The sequence below is a fragment of the Streptomyces caniferus genome (genome assembly GCF_009811555.1).
Lineage (GTDB): Bacteria > Actinomycetota > Actinomycetes > Streptomycetales > Streptomycetaceae > Streptomyces > Streptomyces caniferus.
The window spans coordinates 181,101-196,546 of the sequence record NZ_BLIN01000001.1; the positions used below are offsets into that span (position 1 = coordinate 181,101).

Here is a 15,446-nt window from a genome sequence, read left to right on the forward strand (position 1 = left end):
GGTGGGCCGGACGGCGGACAGCGGGCCGCGCGCGTCGCCGCCGGGCTTCCCCATGTCACATCCGGCCCCTGACATCCGTCATTACTGTGACGGAACTCGACGGGGGAGGAATGAGAACCATGAACGACCACGAGTGGCTGGCGGAGCGGTTCGAGGAGAACCGGAATCACCTGCGGGCCGTGGCCTACCGCATGCTCGGCTCGGTGAGCGAGGCCGATGACGCCGTCCAGGAAGCGTGGCTGCGACTGAGCCGGTCCGGTACGGACGGCGTGGCGAACCTGGGCGGCTGGCTGACCACGATCGTCGGGCGGGTGTGCCTGGACCAGCTGCGGATGCGCAAGGCGCGGCGCGAGGACCCGCTCGATTTCCATGTCCCCGAGCCGATCGTGAGCCGTCCGGACTCCGTCGACCCGGAGCACGAGGCGCTGCTGGCCGACTCGGTCGGGCTCGCGCTGCTGGTCGTGCTGGAGACCCTCACGCCCGTCGAGCGGCTGGCCTTCGTGCTGCACGACATGTTCGCGGTGCCCTTCGACGAGATCGCGCCCCTCGTCGACCGCTCGCCCGCCGCCGCCCGGCAACTCGCCAGCCGCGCCCGGCGCCGCGTCCAGGGCACCGCCCCGGCCGCGGACACCGATCTCGCCCGTCAGCGGGAAGTGGTCGACGCCTTCCTCGCCGCCTCGCGCGGCGGCGACTTCGAGGCGCTGCTCGCGGTCCTCGACCCGGACGTCGTCCTGCGCGCCGACGCCGGCGACGCGCCCGAGGGCGTATCGAAGCTGGTCCGGGGAGCCCGCGCGGTCGTCGAGCAGGCGCTCACTTTCTCCCGGTTCGCCGCTTTCGCCCGGCCGGCGCTGGTCAACGGCGCGCCGGGGCTCGTCACGGCGCAGGGCGGGCGGCCGTTCGCCGTCATGGACTTCACCCTCGCGGACGGGAAGATCGTCGAGATCAACATCCTCGCCGACCTCGCACGGCTGAGCCGGCTGGATCTGACGATCCTCGACGACTGACGCCGCCGCAGGACAGGGCGGCCCGGCCAGCAGCCGGGGACCGGGCCGCCCTTCGCCGGCGCGCGCAGGGCCCGGACGGCGCTCTCGACGGTCGCGACGGGGACCAGAGCCGCAGCCCGGCCGGAGCGGACCGCACCTGCGCACACTCCGCCTTCGGCACCGGGAAGACACTCGCGCCGTCACGCCGGGCCGCCCGGGTCTTCAGCGCCGCCCCGCCGACCGCGCCCACCGTGCCGTCGGCGTCGATCGTCCCCGTACCCGCGATCCTGCGGTCGCCGGTGAGATCGCCGCCGCTGCCATCGGCCGGCCGGCTCGTCGACGATCCCGAGCCCCGGCCGCGCCACCGAGTGCGGCAGCGGCGCGAACCCCGCGGCAGTCAGCAGCGCCACGACGGGCACGGCGCTCAGCGCGAGGGCACGGGGACGCAAGAGGGCACGGGGGCGGGCCGGAGCCACGCGGGAGGGGTGCATGATCACCCCCTAGGGGAGGGCGCCGGTCCGACGTCAGCCGCCCCAGCCTCGCGCCCCGCTCCGACTCACCGTCCCGCCAGCCCCGTACGCACCACCGTCACGATCTCCTCGTCGGAGAGGCCCAGGTTGCGGGCCTCGGCGATCAGGCGCTGGGCGGTCTCGCCGAGACGGGCGCGGGCCGGCGAGGCGGCGCCGGTGACCACCGCGCCGCGACCGCGCCGGAGTTCGATCAGGCCCTCGTCCTTGAGGCGCTGATAGCCGCGCAGCACCGTATGGACGTTCACGCCGAGCGAGGCGGCGAGCGCGCGGGCGGCCGGCAGCCGCTCCCCGGCGTCCACCGTGCCGTCGGCGATGGCGCCGCGGACCGAGGCCGCGATCTGGTCACCGAGCGGGACGGACGAGCCGGGGTCCACCCGGAAGAGCACCTCAGCCTCCTTGCCGCGCCCGTGCGCGGTCCGTGTACGTATTGAGCAGGGCCGCGGCGGTCGCGGCGTCGTCGACCGTCACCACGAACTCCTTGCCATTGGTCAGCCGTACCACGATGCCCTCGCCCGAGCGCAGTACGAGGCCGCTGCCGCCGGCCCGGAGGCGGTAGCCCCAGCCGCCGAACTCGGCGAAACAAGCGACCCGTCGGCTGCCGGCCTCCGCGATGCGCTCCAGCGGGATACGGCGGAGACGGACACGACAGGGCAGCATCGCCGGCGACAGGGACAGCCCGTGCCGGTCGACGGTGACCCGTACCGAGGCCAGAGGGAGGCACGCGGCGCCACCGAACAGCAGTCCGGCGGCACTGAGCCACCCGGCGAGGACACCCAGGACGAGGCCGGCGCCGAGCAACGCCACGCCCAGGACCACCAGCGGGGGCGAGCTGATGGTGCGTGACCAGCCGGCCGTCGTGCCGTCGGGGAGGTCGAGCCGGGGCGTTGCGGCGGCTGCTCGCCGCGGCGGCAAAGGCGCCGCCCCGGCGAGCAGCCGCCCCAGAGCACCGGCGAGCAGCGCCACGCCGAGGCCCACGGCTGTCTGCCACTGCGGTTCCCGGACGGCGGCGGCGTCCGCGACATCGACGTTGGCGAGCAGCGTCCGGCAGATGGAGTAGCCGATCCCGGCGGCGGTGGCCCAGGAGGCGGCGATCAGCCAGGGCACTTCGGGGGCGTGCCCCCGCAGCCGGACCAACAGGCCGGAGCCGACGCCGAGGACGAGGAGCACGGCAAGGCATCCGGCCAGGAAGCCGGGCGCCGAGGAGAAGCCGTTCGCCCGGCCGCCGTCGAAGTGGCCGGCGAGCGGATCCGGCAGCCGGCCGGCCACCTCCGCATAGAGACCGCCGAGCGTCATGATCACGACAAGGAAGGGGAAGGCGGCCATCCAGGTCCGCCGGGGGCCGGCCGAGGAGAAGGCCGCACGCGGTGCACTCTTCACGACTACCTCCGACCACCTCTCAGTTGTTCGGATAGTACTAGAACAACTCGCCACATCTCAATTGCGCATCCATCTCATATCTGAGATACGGTCACCTCATGGCAGACGACTACCTCGTACGCATCGGCAGGCTCATCCGTGACGCCCGGCAGCACCGTGGCTGGACACAGGCGCAGCTCGCCGAGGCTCTCGGCACCAGCCAGAGTGCGGTCAACCGCATCGAACGCGGGAATCAGAACATCAGCCTTGAGATGATCGCTCGTATCGGCGAGGCTCTCGACAGTGAAATCGTCTCGCTCGGCTATGCCGGGCCGATGCATCTGCGGGTGGTCGGCGGACGCCGACTGTCCGGCAGCATCGACGTGAAGACGAGCAAGAACGCCTGCGTTGCGCTGCTGTGCGCCACGCTGCTGAACGCGGGCCGCACAACTCTGCGCCGGGTGGCCCGTATTGAGGAGGTCTACCGCATCCTCGAAGTGCTGGGCAGCATCGGCGTGCGGACCCGGTGGATCAACGACGGCAACGACCTGGAGATCATCCCGCCCGCCGAGCTCGACCTCGACTCGATGGACACCGAGGCCGCCCGCCGCACCCGCAGCGTCATCATGTTCCTCGGCCCGCTGCTGCACCGGATGGACCACTTCAAACTGCCGTACGCGGGCGGCTGCGACCTCGGCACCCGGACCGTCACCCCGCACATGACGGCGCTGCGCCACTTCGGCCTGGAGATCACCGCGACCGACGGCACCTACATCGCCGAGGTGGACCGCACCGTCGCCCCCAAGCGCGCGATCGTGCTGACCGAACGTGGCGACACCGTCACCGAGAACGCGCTGCTGGCCGCCGCCCGCCACGACGGCGTCACGGTCATCCGCAACGCCTCCTCCAACTACATGGTCCAGGACCTGTGTTTCTTCCTGGAGGAGCTCGGCGTCCGGGTCGACGGCATCGGCACCACCACCCTCACCGTCCACGGTGCCGCACGCATCGAACGCGATGTGGACTTCGCCCCGTCCGAGGACCCGGTCGAGGCGATGAGCCTGCTGGCGGCGGCCGTTGTGACCGAATCCGAGCTGACGATCCGCCGGGTCCCGGTCGAGTTCCTGGAGATCGAACTGGCCGTCCTGGAAGAGATGGGCCTGGACCACGAGCGCAGCCCGGAATACCCCGCCGACAACGGCCGCACCCGCCTCATCGACCTGACGGTCCGCCCCTCCAAGCTCCAGGCACCCCTGGACAAGATCCACCCGATGCCCTTCCCGGGCCTCAACATCGACAACGTCCCCTTCTTCGCGGCCATCGCGGCCAGCGCCCAGGGCCAGACCCTCATCCACGACTGGGTCTACGACAACCGCGCCATCTACCTGACCGACCTCAACCGCCTCGGCGCCCAGGTCAAACTGCTCGACCCGCACCGCGTCCTGGTGGACGGCCCCACCCGCTGGCGCTCCTCGGAAATGATGTGCCCCCCGGCCCTGCGCCCGGCCGTCGTCGTCCTCCTGGCCATGATGGCCGCCGAGGGCACCTCCGTCCTGCGCAACGTCTATGTCATCAACCGGGGTTACGAGGACCTGGCCGAACGCCTCAATTCGCTCGGGGCGCAGATCGAGATCTTCCGGGACATCTGAACTACGGATGCCGCCGCGCCCTTTCTGACCTGCGTGAATACGGGCCAGGAGAGGGTGCGGCGGCATCTCTGGGACTTCTCTGGGACTTTGCGCCAGGACCAAGCTTCTGCCGGTCGGCTTGCGGCTACGCGAAGACCGCGTCAATGGCGGCGCCGCCGCGCGCACCTGCGCGGGGCAGGAAGTGAGCGTACTTCCGGAGCGTGAAGCCGGGGTCAGAGTGGCCGAGCCACCTGGCCAGGGAGACGACCGACTCGCCGGCCTCCAACTGCTCGGAGGCATAGAAGTGACGCAGGGCATGGTAGCCGTGCTCCCGGGAGGGCTCCCAGGCCCGGGATCCGTCCGGTGCGCTCTCCTCCAGCGCAGCGATCACGCCGGCCTCGGCCAGGGCGGGCTTCCAGACGTAGGAGTTGAAGTAGTTCCGATTGATCGCCTTACGCTCGCGGCCCGTCACCAGGAGGTTGTACGTCCTGGGCCGACGGTGCTTGGCCTCTACCGATGTCTGCGGCGGGCGCGGATCGTCCCACGGCATGGTGACCGGCACGGGTGCGAGGAACTCCACATGCTGCCGTAGTGCCTTGGCCACGCTTGAGGGCAGGGGCACCTCGCGGACCTTGCGCCCCTTGGGAAGCGCGAAGCAGAGCTTCGTCCGCACCATCTTGACCTGGCGCCGGACATGGACGATCTCCGCGTCGAAGTCGATGTCCTCCATCGACAGGCCGAACGCCTCTCCCTGTCGCAGGCCGAGCCCAGCACCAATCTCGACAAGCACGCGGTAGCGGTCCGAGATAGCTGCGCGTACGGCCAGCACACGCTCGGGCAGCCATGCCTCGACCCGGCCCGGTGCAGCCGCCGGAGGGCGAACTGTGCTCGCACGGCACGGGTTGCGTGCGAGGCGTCGATCTTCGACGGCAGCCTGGAGAACACCGGACAGCGTGGCCCAGACGAGACGGATGGAGGTAGGGCCCAGGTCCGTCTCGAGTCGCTTCTTCCAACTCCGCAGCACTTCGGTACCGACGCCATTGAGCGGCAGGGCACCGAGGTGCGGGACGATGTGCTGGCGGACCCGTTGCTCGATGCGTTCGAGGGTGGACGGGTCGCCACCCTGGGTGGGCCACCAGTGGGTCGCGATGTAGTCCTTGAGGGAGATGGCTCCATCGCGTGGATCGACGAACTCGCCCCGACGTGCATCGGTCTGAGCCTGGGCGAGCCAGGTCTTGGCATCCTGGAGTACGTCGAAGGAACGGTCCTTGACGCCCGGGATGCCCTTGACGCGGTAGCGGGTGCACTTGCCGTACATGGTCGTGCGTTCACGCTTGCCGGTCGTCGGGTTGGGGCGCTTCTTGAGCCACCGGTCTTCTATGTAGCCGGTCAGGTGGAACTCCTTGATGTAGAGGATGGAGACGGCGTTCTACGGCGCTTGGAGCGTCAAGCGCTGGTGAGGCGGGTGGACCGTTCCTGACGAGGAGCGTTCAGCGGGTTGAGAGCCGCGTTTGAGCGCGAGTCGGCCTGCTCCTGCTCGCGGACCCAGGCATCGAGGGCTTCGAGTCGGTACATCACGCGGCCTCGTGGACCCATGCGGAAGCTCGGAGGTCCCTGTCGACGGTGGCGCCAGACGTAGAGGGTGTGGGGTGAGAGGCCGAGGTACTCGGCGGCGTCCTTCACGGTCAGGAAGGCCGTGTGTAGGGCGCCCGGGGAAGCTGTGGGGGCACGCAAAGATCGGGCAGGCATAGAAGGTTCTCTGTGAGGTACGGGAGGGAGCGGACCTTGAAGGACCGGTTCGTCATGCGCGGCACTCGCAATCGGTGGGCCAGTTCTCCAGATGATTGCGGAGGATACGCAGAATGGCGTTCGGAAGATTCACCCAGCTGGGCGCCTGACCCTTTTAGTGCCAGTCATGGAGAGCTGACCGGGAGACCTGAAGCTCGGCGCAGAGTTCGTCCAGGGTCATTTTTTCGCGCGAACGGCTGGAGCCATTCATCAGCACCCCGCTTCCTCGTTGTCGATGGGGTTTCGGGCAGGGCTTATGAGGGGTCGGGGCAAAGGGGTTCCTCGCATGGAAAGAGCGGATTACCGAAAGAAAGCACGCCGGGCTGCCGGGTATTTCAATGATGCGGAGCATCGCCGGTTTGGCCAACCGGCGATCGTCGGCTATGTTCCGCCCACTCCGGGTCGTTCCGATCACTGGAAGAACCGGCGAAGAGGCTGCGCGGGGAGGCTCCGGGTGCGGTGGCGATGGCAACGAAGTCATCGATGTCGCAGCGTCGGGCATTGCGTTCGATGCGGGAGAGCGCAGTAGCGGTCATGGGTCGGCCGAGGACGGTGACGCGGGCGGCCAGCTGAGGCTAAGCAGGACCGCGTTCGGTGCGGAGAATTTCGATATCGCGGGCGGTCCGAGTTCCTGCCAGACCGATTTCAGGGAGACGCACTGCCATGGGCTCAGTTATAGCTCGCGATCGCCGGTTTGGTTAACGGCCGATCGTCGTCTATGTTCGCCCGGCGCGCGACCGTGAGTGACCTCCGAACTGGGTTCTGGGCGTCGGCGGATGTTGCTGCGCCGGCCATCCGAAAGCTCTCTGACGTGTGGTGTTGTGTTGTAGCTTGCGCCGCAACGGGGGGCAACGGTTTCTCGATGTGATCCTTCTGGCTCGCCCTGGCGCTAACTGATTTCGGCAACGGCCAATCCGGGGCTATCGTTTTGGAACCGCCGCTCAGAATGCGTTCGCTGCCAGCTTCCTCATTTCCCAGGGGAATACTGGACTTGCGCGACGTCGTTGTGGCTGTCTTGGATTCCGCCCCGGCCTGCCAGCTCAGGGCATGAGAGATTCCGGCATACCAATCCGGGGCCGGGCGAACCCACCTTCCTGCCTACGCGGCCCTGCCCGGCACGTTCGGGCCGGAACCGTGTGCCACCCCCTCCTGCGCTTCGCCCGAAGAGGGCTCGCCGCGCCTCACCGCCCCCGACCAAGGAGCCATCACCCGATGAGCCACGCCGCCCGCGAATGGGTGTGGGACCACAGCACCAGCAAGGGCACCGCCCGCATGGTCCTCACCCTGATCGCCGACCGCTGCGTAGACCGCGGCTGCGTCGCCTACGCGTCCCTGCCCACCCTCATGAAGCGCGCGAACGCCTCCCGTACCGCCGTGCGCGACGCCCTGGCAAAGCTGCTCGCCACCGGCGAGCTGGAGCAGCTGATGGGCCGTAAGGGGCCCCGTGGAGAGACCTACTACCACCTCCCGGCCGCCGCCCGATTCCTCGCCGACCAAGCCATCGACGAGGGCCGCAATCCGACTCTCCGGGGGGAACGGATTCCAACCCCCGAGGGGACGGAATCCGACCCTGCCGCCCCCTTCGAAGGGGGACCGGAATCTGACCCCGGGGAACGGAATCCAACCCCCAGGGGGCACGGAACCCAACCCTCAGGGGGCACGGATTCCGACCCCCAGAACAGTAGAGAACCGAAGGTGAACGGTAAGAGCAGCAGCTCTGCCCCACTCATCCCCGCCACCCAATGGCAGATCGACGAGGACACCCGGGCCTGGCTGCAGCACCAGGGGCACCTCGCCCGGCTCGGCGATCACGCCCTGCGCACCGCCGACGAGAAGTGGCGCTCCTACCGAGCGGTCGGGATACCGCGCACCGCCGCCGCGTGGGCCGCCGACTGGCGCGCCTGGATCGCCCGCGAACGCACCCCCGCGCCCGGGCACCCGCATCTGCGCGCCCTGCCCGGCGGCGCCCCCACCTCAACCTCGGCGGGCGGCATGACTCGCGCCGAAGCGCACACCGCAGCCCTCCTCGCCGCCCTCGACGAACCGGCGGAAACGGAGTAACCCGCCGTGCCTTGGAACGTCGCGCAGTCGCCTCCGTGGCCCGAGCGGCGCCGGAGCCGACGTGGCGGCTGATCGCCCACCGGATGTCGGTGGCCATCGCGAGCATCCGTGGGCACCGGCCCTCAGCTGCGTCGCGGCTCGTGCAGTAGGTGGTCATGCGCCGCCCCAGCGCCGGCCACCACTGACATGTCTCTGCCCCGGGAGGCATGGCACGCGAGGAGGGAGAGCAGGGCAAGGTCGGCTGACCGGCAGCCTGTCGGTCCTCGATCGGATGCACGCACGGGACCGCCTCAGCCGACGGCTCCACACGGTCCCCGGTCCCCAGCGACAGCTCGACAGTCCGGTCCCGTCGGGGACCGTACCGACGCGGTCCCCGACGGGAACCCGCACGGGGACCGAGCGCACCGAAACCGGGGACCGGGGACCGCGCGAACATCGAGAGAAGGGACCGTGACAGCACGGTCCCCAAGGCCAGCAGCGACGCGGATCCAGCACCGATACCTGCGAAACCGCAGCTCAGCGCGCCACGGAACTGTCCCCGATCCTCCAGGGACCGGGAGCATCGGGGACCGTCCTCACTCGGTCCCCAACAACCGGGGGACCAGGACCCTGCGACACACCGATCCGGGGACCGACCCGTTGGGGACCAAGTCCACCCCGGCACCGAAACGGGTGCCGGGCCCCCGGCCTCAGGACCAACCATCAGGGGTGCGACCCCGCCCGGTCCCCGGTCCCCGGTCCCCGGCCCCCGGCCCTCGCAATGTCAGACCGACCTCCGGACGAGCAGCCTCGACCCACGCTGCGAACCACGGTCAGAGGCCGAGCGCCGCATGGCTCCCTGCGCGTCCCCCCACCGACCAGCGGACACGGACCATGCCGCCACAACGCCCGCCCACACCGAACTCCCACACCCCATGGAAACGAACTCAGTGCACAACACGAACCACGAGGCCACCTCCCAAAACGACAGCCAGGAGGACCGCAACAGCACCACCAGCGGAGCAAGCTGTAGCACTGGACCGTCCAAGGGCCGGTCCAGCGCGCATGCCTCCGCCCCAGAGGTGGCGGAGGAGGCCCCGCGCCAGGGGGCGCAGGACCGGCAGCTCGTGGCCGAGGGCGGCCACAAGCAGAGGGCGAAGCAGGGCCGACGGCGGTCCCGCCAGCCCAGGCAGCGCTCCGAGCGCCAGACCTTCCGCGCCAGCACCCTCGAAGCCGCCAACATCCAGAAAGCCGCTGACGCCAAGGGCGTCTCCAAGGCCCGCTTCATGGCCCAAGCCGTTCACGCCGAAGTCCACGGCCGTCCCCACCTCGACCGAAACGATGCCCTCGACCGCTTGGAAGCTGCCCGTGTCCAGCTCGTCCGTGCCGGCAACAACCTGAACCAGATCGCCAAGGTCCTCAACTCCGGCGGCGACGCCCTCCACATCGACCGCGCCGCCGATGCCGTAGCCGAGGCCGCCACCAAGATCCGTACGGTCGCACAGAAGCTGGTGAGCTGAACGCCTTGGTCCCCGACGTCTCCCGCGGCAACCGCACCATCGGCCTGCTCCACTACCTCTACCGAACCAGCGACATCGAAGCCCACGTCGACCCGCACGTCGTCGCCGCCTACGACCCCCACCTGCCTGACCCCGGCCGCGACCCGAACGCCACCTTCAGCGAACTAGGTTCTGTCTCTTTGGTCAGCGTCGGGCCCAGATGAGGATGGCGGCGAGGTGGAGTGAGGCCTGATATGCGATGGCGAGTTTGTCGGTTCGCATGGCCAGTCCGCGCCACTGCTTGAGGCGGTTGATGCAGCGTTCGACGGTGTTGCGCTGCTTGTATGCCTCAGCGTCGAAGGCGGGTGGCCTGCCGCCGAGTCGGCCGCGTCGTTGGCGATGGCCGATCTGGTCGGTGGGCTGTGGGATGACGGAGCGGATGCCTCGGCGTCGAAGATGTCGGCGGATCGCGCGGGAGGAATACGCGCGGTCCGCGAGAACGGCCGTGGGCCGGGTTCTGGGTCTTCCGAGCCCGGCCCGTGGAACTCGGATGCGGGCCATCACAGCTTCGAAGGCCGGAGCGTCACCGGCCTGGCCTGCCGTGACAACAAGAGCAAGTGGTCGTGCCCGGCCGTCGCTGGCCAGGTGCACCTTGGTGCTCAGCCCGCCGCGGGAGCGTCCGAGTCCGTGATCGGTGGGTTCGGACCGGTCGGCTTCCCCCTTTTCCTGGCTCCGGAGGCGTGCTGGTGAGCCCGGCAGACGGTGGAGTCCACCGACACGGTCCAGCCGACGTCATCGTCGGCGTCTGCTGCGGCCAGGACGGCGGTGAAGATGCGTTCCCACGTGCCGTCGACGGCCCACCGCAGCAGGCGTTTGTGAGCGGTCTGGAACGAACCGAGCTCACCGGGCAGATCCCTCCAGGGCGAGCAGGTGCGGTACTTCCACGCGATGGCTTCCAGCGTTCGGCGGTGGTCGGCCCACCGCCGTCCGCGGACCGGATCCGCCGGCATCAACGGCTCGATCCGGTCCCACATCGCATCAGTGATCACTAATCGGACGGACACATACGATCAACTGATCAAACCATCAAAGAGACACGCTCTAGCCGCCGACCTCGACCTGTGGGTCAACGCCCTCGGCGGCAAAGCCCCGAAGAAGCACGTGTGGCACTGCCCCGTCCGCACCGCCCCCGGCGACCGAGTCCTGTCCGACGAGGAATGGGCCACCGTCGCCCGCCGCGTCCTTGCCGCCACCGGCATCGCCCCCGACGGCGACGACCAAGCCTGCCGCTGGATCGCCGTCCGCCACGCCCCCGACCACATCCACATCGTCGCCACCCTCGTCCGCGCCGACCGCACCCGCCCCCGCCACCACAAGGACGGCACTCGCGCCCAGGCCGAGTGCCGCAAGATCGAGAAGGAGTTCGGGCTCCGTCGCCTCAAGGAAGGTGACGGCACCGCGGCCAAGCGCCCCACCAGCGCCGAACGCCGCAAGGCCGAACGCCTCGGCCAGGACGCCACCTCACGCGAACTGCTGCGCGAACACGTCCACCGTGCCCTGGCCGGCGCCGCCGACGAAGCCGAGTTCTTCGACCGACTCGCCGCCGAAGGCGTCCGCATCAAGAAACGCATCGCCCCCTCCGGCGATGCGCTCGGCTACTCGGTCGCCAAGGTCGGTGACCGCAACAAGGCGGGCGAGCCCATCTGGTTCTCCGGCTCCAAGCTCGCACCGGACCTGTCCCTGCCCCGGATCCGCGAGCGGTTCGCAGCCGCCACGGACATGCCCGAGCCGCCCGTGGTCCTGGAACGCAGCGGCGCCTCGGCACCGGTCCGCGCCCGCCACTTCGCCGCCGAGGCCACCGACTCGGCCCTGACGTCCTTCACAGCCGGCAATAACAGTGCGGCAGCTGCCCAGCTGATCGGGGTCAGTGAGGTTCTTGACGCCCTCGCCCAGACCTCATTCGGCCCGCCCCAGGCCGAACTACGAGAAGCCACAGCACACTTCGAGCGCGCCACTCGCTCCCACATCCGCGCCGAGAAGGACGAGATGTACGCCCTGCGCCGCGCGGCTCACCAGATCGTCCATTCCGGATCCGCTCTCGGCCGCGGACAGGACGGCGCCGCCACCGCCTTGGTCCTCGACATCATGATCCTGACCGTCATCGCAGCCGCCCGCTGGCACGCAGCCCGCGGCCACGCCCAGCAAGCCGAGGCCGCCCAACAGGCCGCAGCCCACCTGCGCGCCGCCTACCAGGCAACCGCCGCCAGCCCGCTGGCCGCCATGCGCGCCTACGGCCAAGGCCTGCCCGCACAGTCCCGACGACACCACGCCGCCACGGTCCGCACCGCCCTCCCTCACCTGGCAGAACACCTCCAAGCCGAGCCTGGCTGGGACGCGCTGACCGCGGTGCTCGACCAGGCCGAACGTGCCGGCCACGACACCACCGCCCTGCTGGCCGAGGCCGCCGCGCAACGCCAACTGGACAGCGCCGACTCGATCAGCGAAGTCCTGGTCTGGCGGTTGCAGCACCTCGGCTACGTCACCCAACCCGCGTCGGCGCCCAGGTCCCGGCGTCCTCGTACCGAGCCCGCCCCTGCTGTCCCTGCCGCTGCTGGTGTCGCCCACCAGGAAGCGAACCGGCCCCGGCGGCGGTGATCACGCTCGCCCCGACGCCTTCGGGGCGAGCAGTTCCAACGCCTCCTCCCAGTGGAAACGGTCCGCTCCCCCACCGGCCTTCGGCCGGTGGGGGTCGTACGAGCCGATCAAGACGCCCATCTCGCGCAACCGGTCCAGACTCTGCCGGTACGCGGGGTGGGCGGCCTGGGCCGTGTTCAGGTACGGGAGCACGGCGGTGGGGATGCCGAGGCCGTACGCCTCGCACAGGATGCCCACCGCGAGGGTGTCGGAGATCCCGGCGGCCCATTTGTTGATGGTGTTGAAGGTGGCCGGCGCGACCGCAATGGCGTCAGCGGGCGGCAGGGGCCGGGGATCGCCGGGTGAGCGCCACGCTGAACGGATGGGGTAGCCGGTCTGAGCCTCGACCGCCGAGGCGTCGATGAAGCCGAGCCCGAGTGGAGTGGCGATGACGCCGACGTCCCAGCCCTGCTTCTGGGCGGCGGTGATCAGCTTGTGAACGTCGCTCGCGATACCGGACGCGCACACAACGACATACAGGAACGGCTTCTTCGGCTGGGCGGGCTGATCACTCACGCGCGGGCTCCCGGTTAGCTGATGAATTGGTGCAGTTCCGGCAAGGTGCGGCGGCGGTCATGGGCGGCCATGTCAGCAACCAGTTCCCGCACGGCAAGCCGGCTGATGTCCTAGGCCGCGCAGCTCTCTGTGATCCGCAGGGCCTGGAAAACGACGGTGTTCAACTGGCCAGCGCGTCGCCAAGTCTGCTGTGGGCGCTGCCCACGAGCGACTGGTGCAGGGCGTCGGCGCGGGAGCGGATCAGGCCGTCTCGGTACGCCGAGGGGAGCCGTTGCCATACGTCAGCAGCCGCATCTGCCGCTGCGGAATCGTCCCCATCGACCTTCAGGCAGGTCGCGGCATCCATGGCCAGCAGGGCGCGGGTCATGACGGAAGGCGATCGGGTGAGGAAGAGCGCCGCTTCCTGTTCGGCGTGCGCTTCCCGGGTGCGCCCCATCAAGGTGAACGCTTGGGAGAGATGGACGTGGTGCTTCTGGAGGGGGTAGCCGAACCAGGTGTCGGCACCTTGGGCCGCGTCCAGGCGCTCGGCGATGGAGCGGGCGTCGGCAACCGCGCGCAAGGCGCCCTTGTGGTCTCCGGTGGAAGCGAGGGCTCGCGCGGTGACGGCGGCTGCCAGCGCGGCTGCGGCTGTTGGGGTCCGTCCGGCCTCGGCGCGGGCGCGGATGGCGAGTTCAGCGGCCGCGTTCGGGGCGCCGTAGTTGAGCGGGACCATGGCGTGCCGGGCCAGGCTCCAGGCAAGCATGTGCCGATCGCCTGACTCGCGTGCGGCCTGTTCGGCGGTGGCGAACCAGCCGAGCGAGTCCCGCTGGTCCCCGCGGTCGTGCTGGATGATCGCCACCAGGCCGGTGATCCCCGCCGCTGTGCGTGCGAGGTCTGCACGAGCAGACGCCCGGTGTGGACGGCTGAGCACGTCCCGCAGGAGGTCGAGGTCGTTTCTCATCTGGGCGAGGACGGCGCCTGGGGGGCGGCCACGATAGCCCCCGCGGTGCCGCTCGAACGCCCCTTGCAGGTAGTCAAGATCGCCAGTATCAGCGTTGGAGAGGCCGGCGTTGATGCCCTGTCGCGCCTCCGCGATACCCGGCAGGGCGACTGCTCCTGTCGCTCCCGCCGCCACCCCGAGAAACTGTCGTCGTTTCACCGCCGCGTCCTCCTCTCCCTCGACACCGGCTCGGCGCTGCGACCTGCGGTAGCGCCTGCTTGCCGCCACCGCACGAACGATCTCTTCCACAGAGCGTCCGTAGACCTCTGCCAGCAGTTCGTGCCATACCGGTGTCGGCAGACGGCGCTCGGTCTCCCAGCGCTTCAGGTTCTCCGGGTCGAACCACTTTCCACTCTGGGCTTCTTGTAATGCCAGAGCCTGCTCATCGCGCGTGAGCCCGGCCGATTCCCGGATACCTCTCAGCATGGCGCCGATGCCGTCTGGTGCCATCATGCCCATCCCCCAAGCGTCTGACAGTGCCGAGCCCATTCCTGGCCCCCCAATGTGGCCCCCTGCGCGAAATCGCACCCCTCGCTGGCACCGGACCGGTCTGCCGCAGGCGAGTTGACTGAGCCTCAGCCAAGCAGGCAGGCGGAAGACGTTCAATCCCCCGCCTTCCGGGCTCCTCCGCCTCAATCCCCGGTCCGATGTCCGTTGGAAGGTCCTCGCCATGCGCGTGTACAGCCAAAGTTTCTTTCTGGTCCGCGACCCGACCTCGGTGCGGCTCAGCCGTCGCCGCCTCCACGGTTTGGCCGAGAACTGGGGGCTGCGCCTGAACGAAGCCTCCGACACAGCGCTGACCACCGTGCTCTCCGAACTGGTCACCAACGCGGTGCGGCACGGAACCGGCGCGATGCTCACCATCGGAGTGCGCGCCACCCTCAGCCGGCGACGGGTCCTGGTCGAGGTCTACGACGACTCGCGCATCCTTCCCGCGCCGCGCTGCGCGGCTCCGGAGGACGAGACCGGACGCGGTATGGCGCTCATCGACCGTCTGTCCGTCTGCCACGGAGCCGAACGAACCAACTGCGGCAAGTGCGTATGGGCAGAGATCGCCCTCCCCGAACAGCGGCTCACGAGCCGCCAGCTCATTCTTCGCCCCGGTCGCGCCGCCCGAGCCGTCGCCCGCCGCCTGACCGCGCCCCGCCGGCGCCCGAGACCGGGCCCGGCAGGACATCGCGCACGCCATGGGCGGCACCCCAGCCCCCAGTCCCCTTCGGTACTCCACCCCGTCGAGAGGGCCTGGCAGCAACACCCACCGCACATTCCACACAAAGAAGGAGAGTCTCCATGCCCGACCAGCTGAATGCGCCCCCGATCGAAGAGAACGATCTGGTGCCCATCGAGATCGGAGACGCGGCCGAGCTGACCGAGGGACAGGGCGGCGGCAATAGCGAGGACAAGCGTCGCGGCTACAACTGATCAACAAGTGC

14 protein-coding genes and 3 pseudogenes are annotated in these 15,446 nt (G+C 69.7%); 8 read left to right on the plus strand and 9 right to left on the minus strand.

Annotation, left to right across the window (positions count from 1 at the left end):
• Positions 1–119: 119 nt before the first annotated feature.
• A complete protein-coding gene (gene sigJ / locus Scani_RS00760) occupies positions 120–1,004 on the plus strand; it encodes an RNA polymerase sigma factor SigJ (RefSeq protein ID WP_159468960.1) in 885 nt (294 codons plus the stop codon).
• Between the two features lie 29 nt (positions 1,005–1,033).
• Here sigJ and Scani_RS41920 read toward each other — a convergent pair.
• From Scani_RS41920 to Scani_RS00775, 3 genes and pseudogenes are all read right to left on the minus strand, one after another.
• Positions 1,034–1,333 (minus strand): annotated as a pseudogene (locus Scani_RS41920) (hypothetical protein); the annotation flags it as partial.
• Positions 1,334–1,539: 206 nt separating this feature from the next.
• The gene (locus tag Scani_RS00770; protein WP_159468962.1) at positions 1,540–1,899 is read right to left on the minus strand and encodes a GntR family transcriptional regulator; all 360 of its coding nucleotides are present in this window, start codon (positions 1,897–1,899) and stop codon (positions 1,540–1,542) included.
• 1 nt (position 1,900) lies between these two features.
• Positions 1,901–2,890, minus strand: coding sequence for a DUF1648 domain-containing protein (locus tag Scani_RS00775; protein ID WP_246295395.1), 990 nt, complete (start codon positions 2,888–2,890; stop codon positions 1,901–1,903).
• A gap of 98 nt (positions 2,891–2,988) precedes the next feature.
• Here Scani_RS00775 and Scani_RS00780 point away from each other — a divergent pair, with 98 nt between their 5' ends.
• Complete coding sequence (locus tag Scani_RS00780; protein ID WP_159468964.1) at positions 2,989–4,518, plus strand: helix-turn-helix domain-containing protein; 1,530 nt, start codon at positions 2,989–2,991, stop codon at positions 4,516–4,518.
• Positions 4,519–4,642: 124 nt separating this feature from the next.
• Here Scani_RS00780 and Scani_RS00785 read toward each other — a convergent pair whose 3' ends face one another.
• Together Scani_RS00785 and Scani_RS00790 are read right to left on the minus strand one after the other, a co-directional pair.
• On the minus strand, positions 4,643–5,815 hold the full coding sequence (locus Scani_RS00785) for a tyrosine-type recombinase/integrase (protein WP_159468966.1): 1,173 nt from the start codon (positions 5,813–5,815) through the stop codon (positions 4,643–4,645).
• 128 nt (positions 5,816–5,943) lie between these two features.
• Positions 5,944–6,246 carry a helix-turn-helix transcriptional regulator gene (locus Scani_RS00790; RefSeq protein ID WP_159468968.1) on the minus strand — a complete coding sequence of 101 codons (303 nt, stop codon included), beginning with the start codon at positions 6,244–6,246 and terminating at the stop codon, positions 5,944–5,946.
• 1,251 nt (positions 6,247–7,497) lie between these two features.
• Between Scani_RS00790 and Scani_RS00795 the strand changes: the two genes are divergently transcribed.
• The 3 genes from Scani_RS00795 to Scani_RS00805 all read left to right on the plus strand — a co-directional run bounded on the left by Scani_RS00795 (position 7,498) and on the right by Scani_RS00805 (position 10,048).
• A complete protein-coding gene (locus Scani_RS00795; RefSeq protein ID WP_159468970.1) occupies positions 7,498–8,346 on the plus strand; it encodes a helix-turn-helix domain-containing protein in 849 nt (282 codons plus the stop codon).
• Positions 8,347–9,275: 929 nt separating this feature from the next.
• Entirely contained in the window at positions 9,276–9,845 is a 570-nt protein-coding gene (gene mobC / locus Scani_RS00800) for a plasmid mobilization relaxosome protein MobC (protein ID WP_159468972.1), read from the plus strand.
• Positions 9,846–9,850: 5 nt separating this feature from the next.
• Positions 9,851–10,048, plus strand: a complete 198-nt coding sequence (locus Scani_RS00805) for a hypothetical protein (protein ID WP_159468974.1) — start codon at positions 9,851–9,853, stop codon at positions 10,046–10,048.
• Here the strand turns inward: Scani_RS00805 and Scani_RS00810 are convergent.
• A protein-coding gene (locus Scani_RS00810) for an IS5 family transposase (protein ID WP_246295432.1) occupies positions 10,029–10,858 on the minus strand; the annotation gives its coding sequence in 2 pieces (ribosomal slippage) (positions 10,029–10,517 and positions 10,520–10,858; 828 coding nt in all). The two genes, Scani_RS00805 and Scani_RS00810, sit on opposite strands and share 20 nt — an antisense overlap.
• 79 nt (positions 10,859–10,937) lie before the next feature.
• Between Scani_RS00810 and Scani_RS42050 the strand changes: the two are divergent.
• Positions 10,938–11,582: pseudogene (locus Scani_RS42050) on the plus strand (relaxase/mobilization nuclease domain-containing protein); the annotation flags it as partial.
• Positions 11,583–12,479: 897 nt separating this feature from the next.
• On the opposite strand, the gene Scani_RS00820 reads toward Scani_RS42050, so the two are convergent.
• The 3 genes and pseudogenes from Scani_RS00820 to Scani_RS00830 all read right to left on the minus strand — a co-directional run bounded on the left by Scani_RS00820 (position 12,480) and on the right by Scani_RS00830 (position 14,472).
• On the minus strand, positions 12,480–13,034 hold the full coding sequence (locus tag Scani_RS00820; protein WP_159468978.1) for a flavoprotein: 555 nt from the start codon (positions 13,032–13,034) through the stop codon (positions 12,480–12,482).
• A gap of 14 nt (positions 13,035–13,048) precedes the next feature.
• Positions 13,049–13,183: pseudogene (locus Scani_RS40545) on the minus strand (helix-turn-helix domain-containing protein); the annotation flags it as partial.
• Between the two features lie 11 nt (positions 13,184–13,194).
• On the minus strand, positions 13,195–14,472 hold the full coding sequence (locus Scani_RS00830; RefSeq protein WP_159468980.1) for a helix-turn-helix domain-containing protein: 1,278 nt from the start codon (positions 14,470–14,472) through the stop codon (positions 13,195–13,197).
• Between the two features lie 211 nt (positions 14,473–14,683).
• Between Scani_RS00830 and Scani_RS00835 the strand changes: the two genes are divergently transcribed.
• The gene (locus Scani_RS00835) at positions 14,684–15,319 is read left to right on the plus strand and encodes an ATP-binding protein (RefSeq protein ID WP_159468983.1); all 636 of its coding nucleotides are present in this window, start codon (positions 14,684–14,686) and stop codon (positions 15,317–15,319) included.
• Complete coding sequence (locus tag Scani_RS00840) at positions 15,304–15,435, plus strand: albusnodin family lasso peptide (RefSeq protein WP_159468985.1); 132 nt, start codon at positions 15,304–15,306, stop codon at positions 15,433–15,435. The genes Scani_RS00835 and Scani_RS00840 overlap by 16 nt, the downstream gene beginning before the upstream one ends.
• Positions 15,436–15,446 lie beyond the last annotated feature (11 nt).